General features: G+C 68.0%; 12 protein-coding genes. 2 read left to right on the top strand and 10 right to left on the bottom strand.

The features are described from left to right. Positions 1–10: 10 nt before the first annotated feature. The 9 genes from EC845_RS06480 to EC845_RS06440 all read right to left on the bottom strand — a co-directional run bounded on the left by EC845_RS06480 (position 11) and on the right by EC845_RS06440 (position 12,420). Positions 11–832, bottom strand: a complete 822-nt coding sequence (locus EC845_RS06480) for a transporter substrate-binding domain-containing protein (RefSeq protein ID WP_233597964.1) — start codon at positions 830–832, stop codon at positions 11–13. Positions 833–1,188: 356 nt separating this feature from the next. Continuing rightward, complete coding sequence (locus tag EC845_RS06475; RefSeq protein WP_123296428.1) at positions 1,189–2,322, bottom strand: mandelate racemase/muconate lactonizing enzyme family protein; 1,134 nt, start codon at positions 2,320–2,322, stop codon at positions 1,189–1,191. 45 nt (positions 2,323–2,367) lie between these two features. Then, positions 2,368–3,810, bottom strand: a complete 1,443-nt coding sequence (locus EC845_RS06470; RefSeq protein ID WP_123296427.1) for an NAD(P)-binding domain-containing protein — start codon at positions 3,808–3,810, stop codon at positions 2,368–2,370. Beyond that, on the bottom strand, positions 3,807–4,997 hold the full coding sequence (locus tag EC845_RS06465) for an acyl-CoA dehydrogenase family protein (protein ID WP_123296426.1): 1,191 nt from the start codon (positions 4,995–4,997) through the stop codon (positions 3,807–3,809). The genes EC845_RS06470 and EC845_RS06465 overlap by 4 nt, the downstream gene beginning before the upstream one ends. A 3-nt stretch (positions 4,998–5,000) precedes the next feature. Then, positions 5,001–6,086 carry an LLM class flavin-dependent oxidoreductase gene (locus EC845_RS06460; protein WP_123296425.1) on the bottom strand — a complete coding sequence of 362 codons (1,086 nt, stop codon included), beginning with the start codon at positions 6,084–6,086 and terminating at the stop codon, positions 5,001–5,003. Continuing rightward, positions 6,083–7,762, bottom strand: coding sequence for a M28 family peptidase (locus tag EC845_RS06455; RefSeq protein WP_123296424.1), 1,680 nt, complete (start codon positions 7,760–7,762; stop codon positions 6,083–6,085). Before EC845_RS06455 ends, EC845_RS06460 begins: the two co-directional genes overlap by 4 nt. Then, complete coding sequence (locus EC845_RS06450) at positions 7,759–9,165, bottom strand: LLM class flavin-dependent oxidoreductase (protein ID WP_123296423.1); 1,407 nt, start codon at positions 9,163–9,165, stop codon at positions 7,759–7,761. The genes EC845_RS06455 and EC845_RS06450 overlap by 4 nt, the downstream gene beginning before the upstream one ends. A 15-nt stretch (positions 9,166–9,180) precedes the next feature. After that, positions 9,181–10,815 carry a rhodanese-like domain-containing protein gene (locus tag EC845_RS06445; protein ID WP_123296422.1) on the bottom strand — a complete coding sequence of 545 codons (1,635 nt, stop codon included), beginning with the start codon at positions 10,813–10,815 and terminating at the stop codon, positions 9,181–9,183. 3 nt (positions 10,816–10,818) lie between these two features. Further along, entirely contained in the window at positions 10,819–12,420 is a 1,602-nt protein-coding gene (locus EC845_RS06440) for an ABC transporter substrate-binding protein (protein WP_158615644.1), read from the bottom strand. A 247-nt stretch (positions 12,421–12,667) separates the two neighbouring features. Here EC845_RS06440 and EC845_RS06435 point away from each other — a divergent pair, with 247 nt between their 5' ends. Beyond that, the gene (locus EC845_RS06435; protein ID WP_158615643.1) at positions 12,668–14,020 is read left to right on the top strand and encodes an aminotransferase class I/II-fold pyridoxal phosphate-dependent enzyme; all 1,353 of its coding nucleotides are present in this window, start codon (positions 12,668–12,670) and stop codon (positions 14,018–14,020) included. Between the two features lie 73 nt (positions 14,021–14,093). Here the strand turns inward: EC845_RS06435 and EC845_RS06430 are convergent, their stop codons facing one another. Then, positions 14,094–15,026 carry an NAD(P)-dependent oxidoreductase gene (locus tag EC845_RS06430; protein WP_123296419.1) on the bottom strand — a complete coding sequence of 311 codons (933 nt, stop codon included), beginning with the start codon at positions 15,024–15,026 and terminating at the stop codon, positions 14,094–14,096. 102 nt (positions 15,027–15,128) lie between these two features. Between EC845_RS06430 and EC845_RS06425 the strand changes: the two genes are divergently transcribed. Continuing rightward, positions 15,129–15,959: a GntR family transcriptional regulator gene (locus EC845_RS06425; protein WP_123296418.1), complete on the top strand. Its 831-nt coding sequence runs from the start codon at positions 15,129–15,131 to the stop codon at positions 15,957–15,959. The last annotated feature ends 30 nt before the right edge of the window (positions 15,960–15,989 follow it).

The raw sequence follows: 15,989 nt of genomic DNA, 5'->3' as shown, positions 1-15,989 counted from the left end.
TCTTGTCTTCTCACATCTCGGGCTTGGGCAGATGGTCGGCCGGCACGCTCATGGTGAAGCCGAACCACTTGGTCTGCAGCTGGCTCATCTGGCCGCCGGTATTGGCCTTGGCAATGCCGTCGCTGAAGAGCTTGACCAGGCTGGCGCTGTCGGCATCCTTGCGGCCCACCCAGGCGTAGTAGGTCTTGGGGCCGATGGCCGGCTGCACCACCGAGAACACATCCGGGCGCGCCTTGACCAGCGGTCCGAGGTTGGAAAGCGATTGCGTCACCGCATCGAGCCGGCCGGCCGCGAGATCGGCATAGGCCTCGTCGAACGACGTGTATTCACGGATTTCCTTGAGGCCCGGCTTGCCCTGCGACTTGAGTTTCTGATCGAACTCGCGTGCCACTTTCAGTTGCGCCGATCCGGCCTGCGAGCCCACCACCTTGCCGCTCAGGTCGTCGGGCTTCTGCACGGCGGCGTTGTCGCTGCGCTTGAGCACGGCCACCGTGGCTTCGGCGATCGGCAGCGTGAAGGCGAACTTGTCGTCGCGCTCTTTCGTGACCGTCACCGAGGTCACGATGAAGTCGAACTTGCGAGCCGCCAGGCCCGGCAGGATGGCTTGGAACGGCACATCCTTGCGATCGGCCTTGACGCCCGGCAGATCCTGCATCACCAGGGCCAGCAGATCGGTGCTGTAGCCGACGATCTTGCCGTTCTCCATGGACTCGAACGGCGCAAACTGCGCTTCGGTACCCAAGGTGAGCAGCTTCTTTTCCTTGACCTTGTCCAGCAGATCCGCGGCGCCGGCATGCGCCAGGAACACTCCGACGCAAAGACCGATAGCCATTCTTGCAAACGCTCGTTGACCCAGACGCATACGACATCCTCTCTGATGGATTTCAAACACAATTCACATGATTCAAGTAACTTGAACAATGTGCATAGAGCATGAAACATGCCAGGCAGCCTGGGCCCGGCACCGCGCGGGCCGACACCCGGGAGAGAGGTGGAAACGGAAGGCCGGCCGGGCAAAGCGCAGCACGCCTTGGTGCTTCGCGCTGCGGCAGGCTGCGCCGGTTTGGTGCAGCGCACGGCCCGATGGCGGCAGCAGGCGCCGGAACGGTGCACTGTAGGCCGCAGCCGCCGGAAAGACCGGGAGGACGAACGGCGAAAGGCGAAAGGCGAAAGGCCGAAGCCTGACGGTTACTCGCGGCGGAAGTGCTGCACGTTGCGAGGCGTGTACGGGTGGGCCAGGCAGCCCTCGGGGTGCAGGGTCACCCCCAGGCCGGGCGCATCCGGAATGACGATGCGGCCGTTCTTGGCCAGCACCTCGCCGGTGACGTACTCGTCGCGCCACGGCGGAATGAAAGGCTCCTTGCGCACAAAGGTCTCGAGCCACGGAAAAGCCGGCGCCGCCGCTGCGAAATGCAGGGTCGCCGCGGCATTGAGCGGACCGATGGCGTTGTGCGGCACCACCGGAATGCCGCGCGCCCAGGCGTGGCCGGCGATGAGCAGCGCTTCGTTCAAGCCTCCCACGTGCGAGATGTCGGGCTGCAGGAAATCCACCGCCTCGCGCTCGACCAGTTCGATGAAGCGCGAGCGTTCGTAGATGCGTTCGCCGGCGGCGATGGGGATGGGGCTTCGGCGCCGCACCTGGACCAGCGACGCGATGTCTTCGGGCGAGACGGGCTCTTCGAACCAGTAGGGGCGGAAGGCCGCGAGTTCGCGCGACACGGTGATGGCGGTCGCGACCTCGAAGCGTCCATGACCGTCGATCATGATCTCCACTTCGTCGCCCACGGCATCGCGCACGGCGGCGACCCGGTCGTAGGCTGCGATCAGCTCGGCCCGGTCGGGGGTGCCCCAGGCCTTGTCGAAGGGATCGAACTTCAGCGCGACAAAACCGTCCGCAACGGTCTCGCGGGCGGCCTGGGCAAATTCATCGGGCGTCTTGGCGGAGCCGAACCAGGCATTGGCATAACAACGCACATCGTCGCGCGCCCGGCCGCCCAGCAGGTCGTAGACCGGAATGCCGAGCGCACGGGCCTTGATGTCGTGCAAGGCCACTTCGATCGCCGACAGGGCCGAGCGCAGCATGACGCCCGTGCGCCAGTAGCTCTCGCGGGTCAGCCTCTCGACATGCAGGGCGATGCGGAAGGGGTCCTGCCCGACCAGGTACCCGGCGGCATGGTGAATGGCGGCCTCGACGGCCAGCTCGCGGAACTCGACGGTGCCTTCGCCGTACCCGACGATGCCGGCATCGGTGCCGATTTCAACAAACACGTGATTGGCCCGCAGGCCGTTCACGACATAGGTCCGCAGGGTTTCAATACGCATGGCAAAGGCGCTCCGGGTGGGCGGCTGGGTGATAAGGGGTGGGCATCATGGGGCCGGGGGCGACAGCAGCGGCGCGTAGAGGCTGGGGTCGAACTCCCGGTCTTCGGGCACGACACGCATGCGCCGTTCATGAACGGCCAGGTCTTCGCGGAAGAAGCTGTCGAACACCGCCTGCGACAGGTGGTTGACCGCGAACCGCATCGACGGCACATCGCCGATGTAGCGGCCGAACGAGAGCCCGGCAGCCGGGGTGAAGGCGTGCAGATTGCCGGCCCAAGGCAAAGGCTCGGCCGGGTCTTTCGGCAGAAACTCGAAGGCCGCCCCCAGATAGGGGTAACGCGAGAGGATCGCGTTGGCTTCGTCCTGGCCCGGCCGATGGCGATCCGACCATTGGGCCAGCCGGTGCGAGACGCCGGACAGCGCCGTGCACGTGTTCGCATCCTGCGCGTAACCGGTCCCGGCGACGATGAAGTCCAGCGCCGGGCCGTCGAAAGGCAGTCGGATGCGGCCGCCTTCGAGCGACAGTCCGCTCAGGTCGCGCCCGGTATGCAGACGAAAATTCGCATGCCCCAGCAAGCGCCGCACCGAGTCTGCCGGGGGCGCCGTGCCGGCTTTCTGGGCCCTGTCGAACAGCGTCCAGCGCAAGGCATCGGGCAGCGTGAAGAAGCGGTCCTGGGCGGCGATGTAGTTGCGCGACTTGTTGATCTGCAAGGTGGGGGGAATGTCCTTGCGGCAGAACATGTGCACGTCGGCGGCCCCCTGCTCCAGCGCCACGGCCGCCGCATCGAAGGCCGATGCGGCCGAGCCGATGATGCCCACCGATCGGCCGCGCAGCGCCTCGAAGTCCAACCGGTCTGCCGTGTGGCCGTAATGGGCCGGCGGCAAGGCCTGGGTCAGGAACGCCGGCAACACCGGCTGGCCCAGTCCGCCGATGCCGTTCGCAAAGACCACCTTGCGCGCCACCTCGGTCCAGGTGCGGCCGGGCGACTCCAGATGGACACGGAAGAACGCGCCCTCGGGCGACAGCCCCGCCACGCGGATCTCGTGCCGCACGCCGATGTGGGCGGCCTGCTCGAACCAGCTCAGATAGTTGCCCCAGTCGATGCGATCGATCTGGCCGACCGAATCGAAGGCGCCTTCGCCCTGATGGGCGTCGTACCAGGTGGCAAAGGACAAGGGCGTGAACCCCATGTCCGGGCCCGTCAGGGTCTTCTGCGTGCGCAGCGTGCGCATGCGCGCCGTATCGTGCCAGATCCCGGCCTGCCCGGCCGGCTTGGCCTCGATGGCCGTCACGCGGCGGATGCCGAGGTGTCTCAGCGTCCAGACCAGCGCCAGGGCGTTCTGGCCGCCGCCGACGATCAGCACGTCGTGATCGGTGCCTGCTGCCGGTTCGACCCAGTTGTCCGGCGGTGCGCCGCGATAACGCAGCGTCCGTTCGATGCCCTGCTGCAGGGCGTTTTCGATGGCATCGTCGCGAATCACGCTCATCCTGCGATTCCTGCGACGGGTGCGGCGACCGGCTCTGCCGCGCTGTCGATCAGCGCCTTGCCGAGCGAGACGGACAATGCATCGGGCTGCTCGCGCATCATGAGGTAACGCAGGTCGTTCGAGCGCAGCGTCAGCTCGCTGTCTGCATCGAAGGCGCTCGGGCCGGCAATGCGCGTGGCGGTCTCGAGCACCTGCTCTGCGGCCTTGACCGCCTGCACCTTGGCCGACTGCGATGCCGGTCCGGCAGCGCCCTCGTCCCGCGTTTCCCACAGTTTGGCGGCCCCGTAGTAGTGCCAGCGGGCCGCCGCCAGCCGCGACCAGGCTTCGCCCAGGCGCAGCTCGACCGCCGGCGATGCGGCGACTCCGCGCCGTCTGGCGGCCCGGACGGTGCTCTCCAGAATGCCGTGGGCCGCCCCCACGTACTGCGCGGCAAAGCCCAGATCGGCCTTGACCGACCAGTTGCCGTCGGCATGCGCACCCGGCGGGCCGATGAGGGCATCCTCGGGCACCTCATGCCGGTCGAAATGCACCAGCGGACTGACGCCGGCACGCATGCCATACGGATTCCAGCCCGTGTCTTCGATCCGCACCCCGGGCGCATCGACCGGCACCAGCAGCGCGAGCCGCTGGCCGGCGACATCGCTGTCGGGGGCGCCATCGACCAGCACCAGCAGGTGGCTGCACGCAGCGGCCAGCGTGGCGAAGTTCTTGGTGCCCGAGATGACAAAACCCTGCCCGTGCCGGTGCGCCAGCGTGGTGTGGCGCGGGCCACGCGCCGTGCGTCCCGGTTCGCTGCTCAGCGTCGTCGTCAGGCCCTCGGCCGCGATGATCGGCGCCAGCAGCCGGCGGCGCTGCGCCTGGGTGGCGCACTGGTCGACGAAATGCAGCGCATGGCTGTGGACCTGCAACGAATGGCTGGTCGCCAGGCCCGCATGGCGTGCGATCTGGTCCAGCACCAGCAGGTAGAGCAGCGGATCCTGCCCCATGATGCCGCTGCCGCCGCCGCCGATGTCCTCGCCTGCAGCCAGATTCAGCAGCCCGGCGCGGGCCAGGTCCTTCAGGTCGTCGACGGGCAGCGTCCGGCTCTCGGCATGGTGGCCGGCGCGGGCCGCAAAACGTTCGTGTGCCAGCAGGCCGGCCTGGTTGTAGGCCGCGCGCTGGCGGGCACTGAGTGGAAGATGATCCACGTTCTAGGTCCTTTCGGAAGATAACAAGCCGGGCAGGACCGACTCGCCGAAGCGCCTGGCTTCGTCGAGCAGCGGCAGCCCGGACAGAATGAAGGTCGATATGCCCTGCGCGCGGTAGCGGTCGATGACCCGGCGCACGGTTTCCGGCCCGCCGACGATGGCGGCCGAATTGCCGGCAAACTGCAGCAGGCCCAGCCCGAGCCACAGACCGGGCTCGATCTCGAGCTCGCGTGCCGCATCGATGCCGCGTCCGGCATACAGGGTGGCCATGCGGCCCATGCCGACCGAATCGCTGGCGGCCTTGGCCGCGGCATTGCGCTGCAGCACCTCGCGCGGCACCGAGCGCAGCAAGGCGTCGGCGGCATCCCAGGCGGCTTCGTCGCTGTCGCGCAGAATCACGTTCAGGCGCACGCCCAGGCCCGGACGGCGGCCCAGGGCCGCAGCGTTTGCGATCAGCGGTGCCAGCTTGTCGCCCAGTGGGCCGGGCGGTTCGCCCCAACTGAGGTAACGGTCGATGTGGCGCGCGGCGATGTCCAATGCCAGCGGCGACGAACCGGCCATCCACAGCTCGGGGAGGGGTACGTCCGGGCCCACCAGCCGGGGAATCCGCCCCTGGGCCGACAGGTGACGGCCGTCCGCCGAATAGGGCTCGCCGGCCACCGCCTGGCGGAACAGCGGCAGCCATTCGTCGGTCAGCTCGTAGCGCGCCTGATGCGACAGCTTCGAGCCCAGGCTCAAGGCCACATCCGAGGTGCCGTTGACGATGTTCAGCGCCAGCCGCCCCGGAGCCGCATGCTCGAAGCTCTGGGCCATCTTGGCCGCCAGGATGGGCGAGATCAGCATCGGATAGGTCGCGATCAGAAACCGCAGGCGGCGCGTCGCCGCGACGACACGGGCGGCCAGCACCCAGGTGTCTTCGGCCCCGGTGCCGATCAGCGCGCCGTGAAACCCGATGCGGTCGAGCTCGCCGGCCAGCCGCAGCGCATGATCGGGATCGAACGGCCGGCTGCCGCCGGGCACCCAGGGCATGGGGCCGTCGGGCGGGCCGATGTACCAGTAGATGTCGGGAGAAGGCAGGGTGGCGGTCATGGCGTGGCCTCGTTCTGCAGCAGAGACAGCGCGCTGCGGATGGCGGCGGCGACCCGGTTGGCCGCACGCCGCAGCCCGATCTCGGCAAAGCGGCGTTGCTCGGCCGGCAGGCCGGGCCAGTCGAGCGCGGCGCTCAGGCCGGGCAACAAGGCGCTTTGGCGTGTCATGTCGAACTCGGTGGCCGAAAGGCCATGGAACAGCACCGGGTTGAGGGTCTTGGTCAACGCCACGCGTTGCCCGTCCGACAGCGCACGCGTGGCCACCGAATCGGCATAGGTCTCGGCCAGCGCAAGCAGCTCGGGGGCCAATGCCAATTCGGGGGCGGATTCGACGACGGCCTGCAGCGCGGCGACCAGGTCCCGTGCCTGTGCGGCCGGGTCGATGGGCAGCGTCTGCGCGTTCACCAGCCCCTCGACCAAGGCCACATGCACCGCCAGATCCCGCGCCAGCACGGCGTGATCGCAATACGCCGGCTTGTCCTCGTCGGTGTGCCACCACCACGGCAAGCCGGTGCCCGGGATGCGGTCGGCAGCGTCTTCGGCCAGCCACGAAGCCACCTGAAGACTGGCCAGACCCAGGCCGCCGAAACTCTGATCGCCGTTGCGTGCCGGACGCGACGCGGGAATGCCGCGATCCTTGCGGGCCGGCAGCAGGGTGCGGGCAAAGCCGGCGGCTGCAGGGTCGAGCGGAGCCAGCCGGTCGCGGATGCCGGTTGCATAGTCGTGCAGCTCGGCCCCGGTGTTCTGCACTTGCCAGATCGTCGCGCCCCGGCTGCCCACGTTGTCCACCGACAGGTAGGCCAACGCATGGGCCGCCAGCACGTCGTGGAACACGTCGGCAAAATGCGCCGAGCCGGCGTAACCGCCCTGCTCGTGTCCCGTCCACCAGGCCAGCCGCAGGCCGAATCGCGGCCTGGGCCCACCGGCATGGCGACGGGCCAGATCCAGCATCAGGGCATTGCCTGCCGCGTTGTCGGTGGCGCCCGGCCCCCAACTGCAGTAGTGACCGCCGATCAGCAGTTCGCCCGCCTCGCGGCCGGGAATCGACACCGTGGGCATGACCACACGGCGCCAGCCGCTGTCGACCGGTGCGACCAGCCTGACGGCGCCTCGATCGCACGCCAGTTGCGCGAGGCGTTCGCCATCGCTGCGCGACACCTGAAGCGCGGGGATCGGCGCCATGCGCGCCAGATCGGCGGCGCGTGCCGGCGAGCCCCAGAGCGGAGAGATCTGCCAGTAATGCGCGTGATCGTCGGCCGAGACCGCGACGACCGCCTGGGCGCCGCGGCTCGCGGCGGCCTCCAGCCGCGCGAGATGCGGCAGGCCGTCCACCAGAACGATGGCACCGTCGAGCCGTCCGGGCTCGTCGAGCCGGCGCAGCGGGCCGCGCACGCCGGCTGCACCGCTGTCGGCGGCAAAGGCGACGCCCTTGCCCGCGATGCGCACCCCGTCGGCGGTCTCGATCCAGGCTTCCTTGGCCGGCAGGCTGATCCAGGCATCCCATTCCAGAAGCTCGGGAGACAGCCCTGCCGCACGCAGCTCGGACACGATGTAGTTGGCCGCCGCGCGCTCGGCAGGCGAGCCGGCCACACGCGGCCCGCAGGCCACCAGCGCCTCGACGTCGCGCAGCAGCGAGGCGCCGGTCTCTTGGGGGTTTTCAAGGCCGGACTGCGTCATATGCCCTCCCCTGCATCCGCACTCGCCCCCGCATTCACCTTCGCACCCGGGCGAAATCGGGCCGCAGGATGGCTGTCCGGCAAGGTCCGCCAACCGAACAGCTTCTCGCGCAGCGTGCCGGGCGCATAACCCGTCTTGTAAGCGCCGCGTGCCTGAAGCTCTGGAACGATCAGGTCGACGAAGTCCGCATAGGTTTCGGGCATGACGGCGTAGGCCAGGTTGAAGCCTTCGATATCGGCGCCCTCGGCCCACCGCAGCATGTCGTCGGCCACCGTCGCCGGCGAGCCGACGAAGACCGGGCCGTATCCGCCGATGCCCATGAAGCGGGCGATGCGCCGGGGAGTCCACACCGTGTCGCTCTCGGTCGTGAACTGGGCCAGTGCCGACGAAACACCATCGTCGCGCGCCTGGTAGCGGATGGGTTCATCCGGCCCGTAGGCCGACAGATCGATGCCGGTCGTGCCGGAGAACAGCAGCAATGCACCTTCGATGCTGACGTATTTCTGGTATTCCTCGAACTTGTCGCGGGCTTCGGCATCGGTCGGCGCGGTGATGACCGTGGCCTTGGGAAAAAACTTCAGGTCGCGCGGATTGCGCCCGTAGCCTGCGGCCAGCCGGCGGATATCCTGCACGGCCGACGCGACCTGCGCGACCGTCATGCCCGAGAGAAAAACGCATTCGGCATGGTGTGCAGCAAAGGCACGGCCCGGTGCAGAAGCACCGGCCTGGAAAAGCACCGGTGCGCGCTGAGGCGAAGGCGTCGAGAGATGAATGCCCTCCATGTCGAAGTGCGCGCCGTGGTGCACGACACGATGGACCTTGGCCGGATCGGCGAACTGCCCGGTTTTGCTGTCCCAGAGCACGGCGTCGTCTTCCCAGCAGCCTTCCCACAGCTTGTAGGTCAGCGCCAGAAACTCGTCCGCGATCTCGTAGCGCGTCTCGCGCGGCGCCACCGCACGCCGGCCCATGCCGCGCGCCGCACTGTTCGATGCGCCGGTGACGACATTCCAGCCCACGCGCCCGTTCGTCAGCTGGTCGAGCGTGGAATAGCGCCGGGCCAGCAGATACGGGTGCTCGAACGAGGTCGTGGCCGTGACGGCAAACCCCAGGTGCGTGGTCGCCTGTGCCATGGCGGGCACCAGCAGCACCGGATCGTTGGTCGGCACTTGCGAACCGGTCCGCAGCGCGGCGTCGGCCGTGCCGCCGAAGTTCTCGTTGACGCCGATGCCATCGGCCAGAAACAGGGTCTCGAACAGGCCGCGCTCGAGCACGCGGGCCAGTTCGCACCAGTGATCGAGACTCTGGTAGTTCCGCGAGGTATCGCGGGGATGCCGCCAAAGGCCCGGCGACTGGTGCACCGGGCGGTTGACGACAAATGCGTTGAAGCGCAATTGACGGGTCATGACGGGCTGCCGCTGCTAGTCGAGGGCCAGGGGCGCAAAACGCACATCGGGATCGCGCGCCACCTGCGCCGGCAAGCCCAGCTCCCAATCGAGATATTCACGGGCATGGGCCGCCTGGTCTCCGCTGCGCTGGGTGGGCGACAGCCAGACGTCGGTGCCGCCCTGGCCCAGGGTACGCGGCGCCCCCGTTTCGAGCGGCAGACCGGCCTCGGCCCAGGCCGCCGTACCGCCCTTGAGCCAGGTCACCGGCCGTGCGGTCGCGGCCGTCAGCGTCGACGCCGCGATGCGGGCCAGCACGCCGTCTTCCGACGTCAGCACGATCCGGGCATCGGCCGGCAGATCGCCGATCACGGTTTCGAGCTCGACCCGCCGGGCCAGCCAGGCACCGGGGACATGCGCCTCGCGATGACGGGCCGAAAGGCCGATATCGATGACTGCCACCGTCTCGGTCTTCGACTTCTCGAACAGTGTTCGGGGCGACTCGGGCCGCTCCCGGGTGGAGACCGATCGAAGGCCGAGCACGGCCGGCCGATGGGGGCCCGTCTTCAAGGCGTGGCCGCCCAGGCCGCCCGACAGCACGTAGACCTCCTTCAGCCCCAGTTGCACCAGCCAGGATCCGGTCAGGCGCGCCTGCGACAGATCGCCGTCGTCCACCAGCACGACCCGCGCGCCATGCACGACGGCATAGCTGTCGGTCTCCTGCACCAGCTGGCCGCCCTGTGCCGGCAGCGATCCGGGCAGATGGCCGTCTTCGTAGGCTTCGGGGCGGCGGACATCGAGCAGATAGGTCGTCCGCGCCGCATCGGCCCGAAAGGCGGCCAGTCCGGCCGCATCGATTTCGCGCACGCCGGCCCGCTCGGCCAGCGCGGCGGCAGAGGCCTGGCCCCAGCGCAGCGCTTCGTCCGTCGGCGAGACCGGCACGCGGTCGGCCCCGACTTCGGGTTCGAGCCCCGCCAGCCGCCAGGCCAGCAGGCCGCCGCGCAGCGAAACCACGGGATTCGGCAGCCGGCCGTTCAGCAACGCCTGTGCACCGATGATGCTGCGCGTGCGTCCCCCGCAATTCACGACCACCGGCGTGGTGTCGTCCGGCACCAGGTCACGGATGCAGCGCAGCAGGTCGGCGCCCGGTATGCCATAGGCCCCCGGAACCGTGTTGCGGCGGTACTCGTCGGTGGTGCGGCTGTCGACCACGACCAGCGGCTCGCCCGACGCCTGCCGCCTCACCAGTTCCTCGACATCGATCGCAGGCGTGTGCAGCGACTCTTCGATGACCTCGGCAAAGGCCTTGCTGGGTGCGTGAACGCCGGTGTACACCGGCAGGCCCGCCGCACGCCAGCCCTCGACGCCGCCGCCGAGCACGTGCACGTCCGTATAGCCCAGCTCGGCCAGCCGGCGTGCACCGTGGCGCGCGCCCTCTGCATGCGTGGCAGGGGCGGCCCGGGGGGCATCGACGATCACGACGCGTGTGTCGAATCTCGGGATGCGGTCCGCGATCAGCAGTTCGATGCGCGAGAGCGGAATGCAGCTCGAAAAGAAGATATGGCCTGTCGAGAAATCGATCTCCTCGCGCAGATCGACGACGGCCAGTTCGCCGGGCAGCCCATACCAGGCGCGCAGCGTCTCGGGGGTGAGGATGTTGACGTCCGCCATGGCTCAGGCCGCCAGCCAGGCTTGGGCAAAGCTGTCGAAGCTTCCGGTCGCAAAGGGCGCATTGCCCTGCACCGAGGTGCGCGAGGTGATGTTGCGCGTGGCCACCACCTGGGGCAGGATCGGGATGTCTCGCAACAGCACCGCCTGCAGCTTGGAGAAGATCTCCCGGCGCTTCTGGGGATTGACCTCGATCGCCGCAGCATCCCACAGCGCATCGGCTTCGGGGTTCTCGTAACGTGCCGGATTCGTGAACGGCACGCCCACCTTGAAGCTTCGGCTGTGATAGAAGCGCTGGGTGCCGACCGTCGGGTCGAAGGTCGAGCCATACCGGTCGATGGCCAGATCCCAGTCGCGATCCGTGTAGATGCGCTTGGTGAAGGCCGCAAAGTCCGAGGTCTGGATCTCTGCGCTGATGCCCACGGCCGCCAGCGCCTGGCGGTAGAGGATGGGCGTCGTCGGGGGAATGGCGCCTTCGGTGTTCCAGGTCAGCTTGATCTTGAAGCGGGTGCCGTCGGCGCCGCGCGGCAGTCCGGCCTCGTCCAGCAGGCGATTGGCCAGCGCGGGGTCGTAGGCATAGGGTTTGAGCGATGCATCGAAGAAGGCCTGGTTGTAGACCGTGATCGCCGTGGGCGACGCAACGGCCTGGCCGTGGTAGATCTTGCGGATGATCTCATCGACATTCAGCGCATGGGCGATGGCACGCCGCACACGCACGTCCTTCAGCACCTCGCGTTCGAGGTTGAAGGACAGACCCTGCTGAATCGAGCCGTAATAGGCATACGGACCCGGATCGATCCGCACGCCCGGCTGCGCCGACACACGCGCGATGTCGGAGATCGGCACCAGGTCTTCGGGCAGCAGGTCGATGTCTCCGGCTTCGAAAGCCGCGACACGCGCTGCCGGGTCGGAAATGAACCGGATGACGATTCGGTCCAGGCGAGGCTGGCCCGCGTTCCAGTAATCGGGATTGCGCTGGAGCAGGATGTGGCTTCCGACCCGCCATTCGGCGATGCGGAACGGGCCCGAGCTGACGATCTTGTCGGCCGGCACGCGTTCGCCCTTCTTCAGCGTTTCGTAGATGTGCTTGGGCACGATCGGGCTTTCGGCCGCCGTCAGGGCCAGGATCAGGTAAGGCACGGGGCGCGAGAGCCGGATCACGGCCGTGCGCGCATCGGGGGTCTCCACCGCCGTCACCGCAGCAAAGGTCGTCTGGCCGCGCGGGTGCACCTCCTTGAGCCTCAGGATCGAGAACGCGACGTCGGCCGAGGTCAACGGCGTGCCGTCGCTGAACTTCACGTCCTTGCGCAGCGTGAAGCTCAGGCTAAGGCCGTCCGCGGCCAGTTTCCAGCTCTCGGCCAGGTTCGGCAGGGGGCGCAATTGCGCGTCGTACGACAGCAGCCCGTCGAACAGTTTGGCCCCCACGAATTGCGTCGAGCCCGAGCTGGTGTTCAGGGGCACGAAATCGGTCGGCTCGCTGCTCCATGCGACACGCAACGTGCCGCCGGCGACCGGCGTGGCGGCCAGACTTCTGTTCGAAAAAGAGGCCAGCGGAACAAAGCCCGAGGCCAGCAAGGCGGCGTTGAATGCACGACGTGACGAATTCATTGAGGTCCACTCCTGTTGGTCGGCGGGACATGGCGCCCCGATCGACTGTTTGCGATGGAGATAAGATTTCCGGCCCCTCGCCGAAAACATAATTTAAGATATGTTTTTCAATTGAAACTTATCGCCGACGGCGGCAATGGTAGCAAGCCGAACCCTTCTCGGCGTCCCCTTTTGGACCCGGTCGCTAGACCGATTGGTAATATGCTTTCTCAAGAAAACATTTAGGAAGACTGGAGAATTCGTCCGCATGTACCCTGGCTCAAATCTTGGACCCGCCTGGCTGGCCGCACGGCTCAACGGCCGGGGGTCGCTGGAGATCTACACCGGCGTTTCCCGCCTGATCGACTCCGGAGAATTGCCTGCGGGCGCCCGCCTGCCGACCGTGCGTGAACTCTCGCCGCTGCTCCAGGTGAGCAGCGCCACCCTGATCGAAGCGTGGACCCGGCTGCGGGACGAGGCGTACATCGAAACGCGGCGGCGCGGCGGCACCATCGTGCTCGAGCGCCCGGGCAGCCAGGGCCTGGGCACGCATCCGCAGGCGCTGGCGATCGACATGTCGCAGTCGATCGCCCGGGCCGAGCTGCAGCCCGACCTGCAGGCGGCGCTGCTCGCCGGGCTCAAGGTGGCCACGCTGCACAGGCCCGAGCGCGAATACATCACGGAAGCGCTGCGCGAGGCGGTCAAGCCCACCTGGCCTTTCAAGCCCGCTGCGCTGACGACCGTGGCCGGGGGCGCAGAGGCCACCTTCTGCGCCATGGCCGCCACACTCGGTGACAGGCGCCACATCGCGCTCGAACACCCGACCAGCCCGACCCTGATCACCGTGGCGGGCGAACTCGGCGCGCGGATTTCATCGGTGCCCTGCGATGCGGAAGGACCCGAGCCGTCGGCCCTGAAGGCCGCACTCGAAGCCGGTGCCGACAGCTTTGTCTACCAGCCCTGCGCACAGGTCCCTGTCGGCCATGCCGTGAGCGAACGCAGGCGCAGCGAACTCGCCGACGTCCTGCGTGCCTACCCACAGGTCAAGGTCGCCGAAATCGACCTCGCCGGCCCCCTGGCCGTGTCGGAGACCCGCAGCCTGGGCCAGGTGCTGCCCGATCAGGTCATCTATTCGCGTGCGTATTGCCGGGCCTTCGGCATCGACCTGAAGAGCGCGGTCATCGGCGGCGCCGAGCCCCTCGTCCGGCGCCTGATCGATCTGCGATGCAAGGGTTACACCGTCACCAGCCGGATTCTGCAGACGGCGTTGGCCTGGCTGCTCACCGATGCGTCCGCGCTGGCCGACCTGCGTTATGCCCGCGATTACTATGCAGCGCGCCGGCTTGCACTGGCCGGTGCCCTGCAGGCCCGCGATGTCGACTGCCGCGCCGAAGACGGATTGTTCGTCTGGGTGCCTGTGCGCCAGGAAGCGGCGGCCCTGAGCTACCTCTCGTCGCACGGCATCGAGGGCAGCCCCGGATCGCGCTGCAATGCAGGGCATGCCGCACTGGCTCCCCACATCCGCCTCGCCGTGACCGGATTGCCCGAGAACGCGGACTTCGTTGCGACGGTCGCCGACGTGGTCCAACAGGCATGCGTCGCGACGGCCGAGCTGGATTGATCCGCAGCGACTGATTTCGGCCAGCCGAGCCGAGCCCGATCGGGCCCGCCCAGGCCGCCCGCACGCCCGCCGATTACACCAGGGGCGTCAGCAGCGCGCGCCCTTCGCGCATGGCGGCGACGTTGGCGCTCAGCAACTCGAACTGCGCCGCCGCTGCGGCAGCCGAGATGCCGGCCACATGCGGCGACAAGACCAGATTGGGGCAGCGCAGCAGACAGTCGGGCACATCGGGCTCGGATTCGTAGACATCCAGCGCGGCGCCGGCAAGCCGCCCCTCGTTGAGCGCATCGGCCAGGTCCTGGGTGTGGACCGATGTCCCCCGCCCCACGTTGACGAAGATGCCGTCAGGCCCCAGCGCCCTGAAAAACTTCGCGTCGACCGCATGCAGCAGATCCTGCGTGCCGGGCAGACTGCAGACGACGATGTCCGAGCCTTCGGCCAAGGCGACGAGCGAACCGCAGTGACGCGCGGACGCGACCCCGCGATCGCTGCGCGAGAAGTACCGCGTCTGCATGCCGAAACCGGCGGCACGCTGTGCCACGGCCTGCCCGATGGCACCGAACCCCAGCAGGCCCAGTCTTTTGCCGTACAGGGTGCCGAGCGCCGGCAGACCCTGCCGCCAGGCGCCTTGCCGCGTGCGGGCGTCCAGCAGGGGCACTTGGCGAACCAGCGACAGCAGCAGCGCCAGCGCATGGTCCGCAACCGTTTCGGCATTCGCGCCGGCCCCCGTGCACACGGCGATGCCTCGGCGCCCGGCCTCGGCGACATCGATGTTTTCGTGGCCGCTGCCCAGGCAGGCGATCAGGCGCAGCGCGGGCAGCACCGCCATCTCTTGCGCCGCCGCCCCGATGGCCCCGCTGGTCACGATCGCATCGATCCGCGCGCGTACCGCAGGATCGAGCGCATCGAATCGGCCCTCGACGAAAAGGATGTCGGGAAAGCGGCGCCTCAGGCCTTGAAACAATCCATCCACGTCCAACCGCGTGGCGACGACAGGTCTCATCATGGTGTTCGGCAACTCCCTCGAATCCTCGGCATTCAAGCCATTTCAGCTTTACATTAAGGAAAGCGGTCCGGCCTGGGGATTGCCGCTTATTTTCAGTTCGATATGACCGTTACGCCACCTATCAAACAGACTTCAGCCGTCAAGCGCAAGTCCGGGACTCAAGCCCGAACCACGACCCTGCAGGGCACCGCAGACCGGGACAAGGAACCGCCTCTCTACCAGCAGGTCGTACATGCACTGCGGCAAGACATTGTGCAGGGAGTCTATGCCGTGGGTCAGAACCTGCCTGCCGAACACGAGCTCTGCGAACGTTTCGGCCTCAGCCGCCATACCGTGCGCGAAGCGCTCCGCGAACTGCGGGCCAGCGGGCTGGTGGTCTCGCGGCAGGGATCGGGCACCACCGTGGCCCGTCAGGACAGCGGGGCCCAGTACTACCTGCATCAATCGGGTTCGCTGTCCGATTTGCTCCAGTACACCAACTCGGCGCGCTGGGATTTCGAACTCACCGAAGAGACGGTCGGAAAATCGATGGCCGCACGACTCGAAAGCCGGCCCGGCGAGCGCTGGCTGCGGCTCGAGGGCGCCCGTTACAGCCCCTCGTCCCCCACCCCCATCTACTGGACCCAGGCCTATCTCCATGGCGACTATGCGGGCGTGGCGCGCCTGCTCGAACGCCGCACCGTACCGATCTTCGAGCTCATCGAAGACATGTACGGCGTACGGGTCGGCGAAGTCAAGCAGGTGATGCGCGGCCGCACCGCCCCTGCAGGCGTGGCGGCCTTGCTGGGGTTGGGCAAGGCAGCGGCAGTGATCGAGCTGACACGGCTGTACCGGCTGACCACCGGCAGGATCGTCGAGCTCTCGACCAACATCTATCCCATCGAGAACTTCAGCATCGAGATGATGCTCAACCGGCGGCCGGACGCCAACTGACGTGGCTTGAATCCCCGGCCGGCCCGGACC

Origin of the sequence: Comamonas sp. BIGb0124, from assembly GCF_003752175.1 — a bacterium.
GTDB lineage: Bacteria > Pseudomonadota > Gammaproteobacteria > Burkholderiales > Burkholderiaceae_C > Comamonas_F.
The sequence above is the reverse complement of the archived record's forward strand: the minus strand, read 5'-3'. Positions and strand labels throughout refer to the sequence as shown.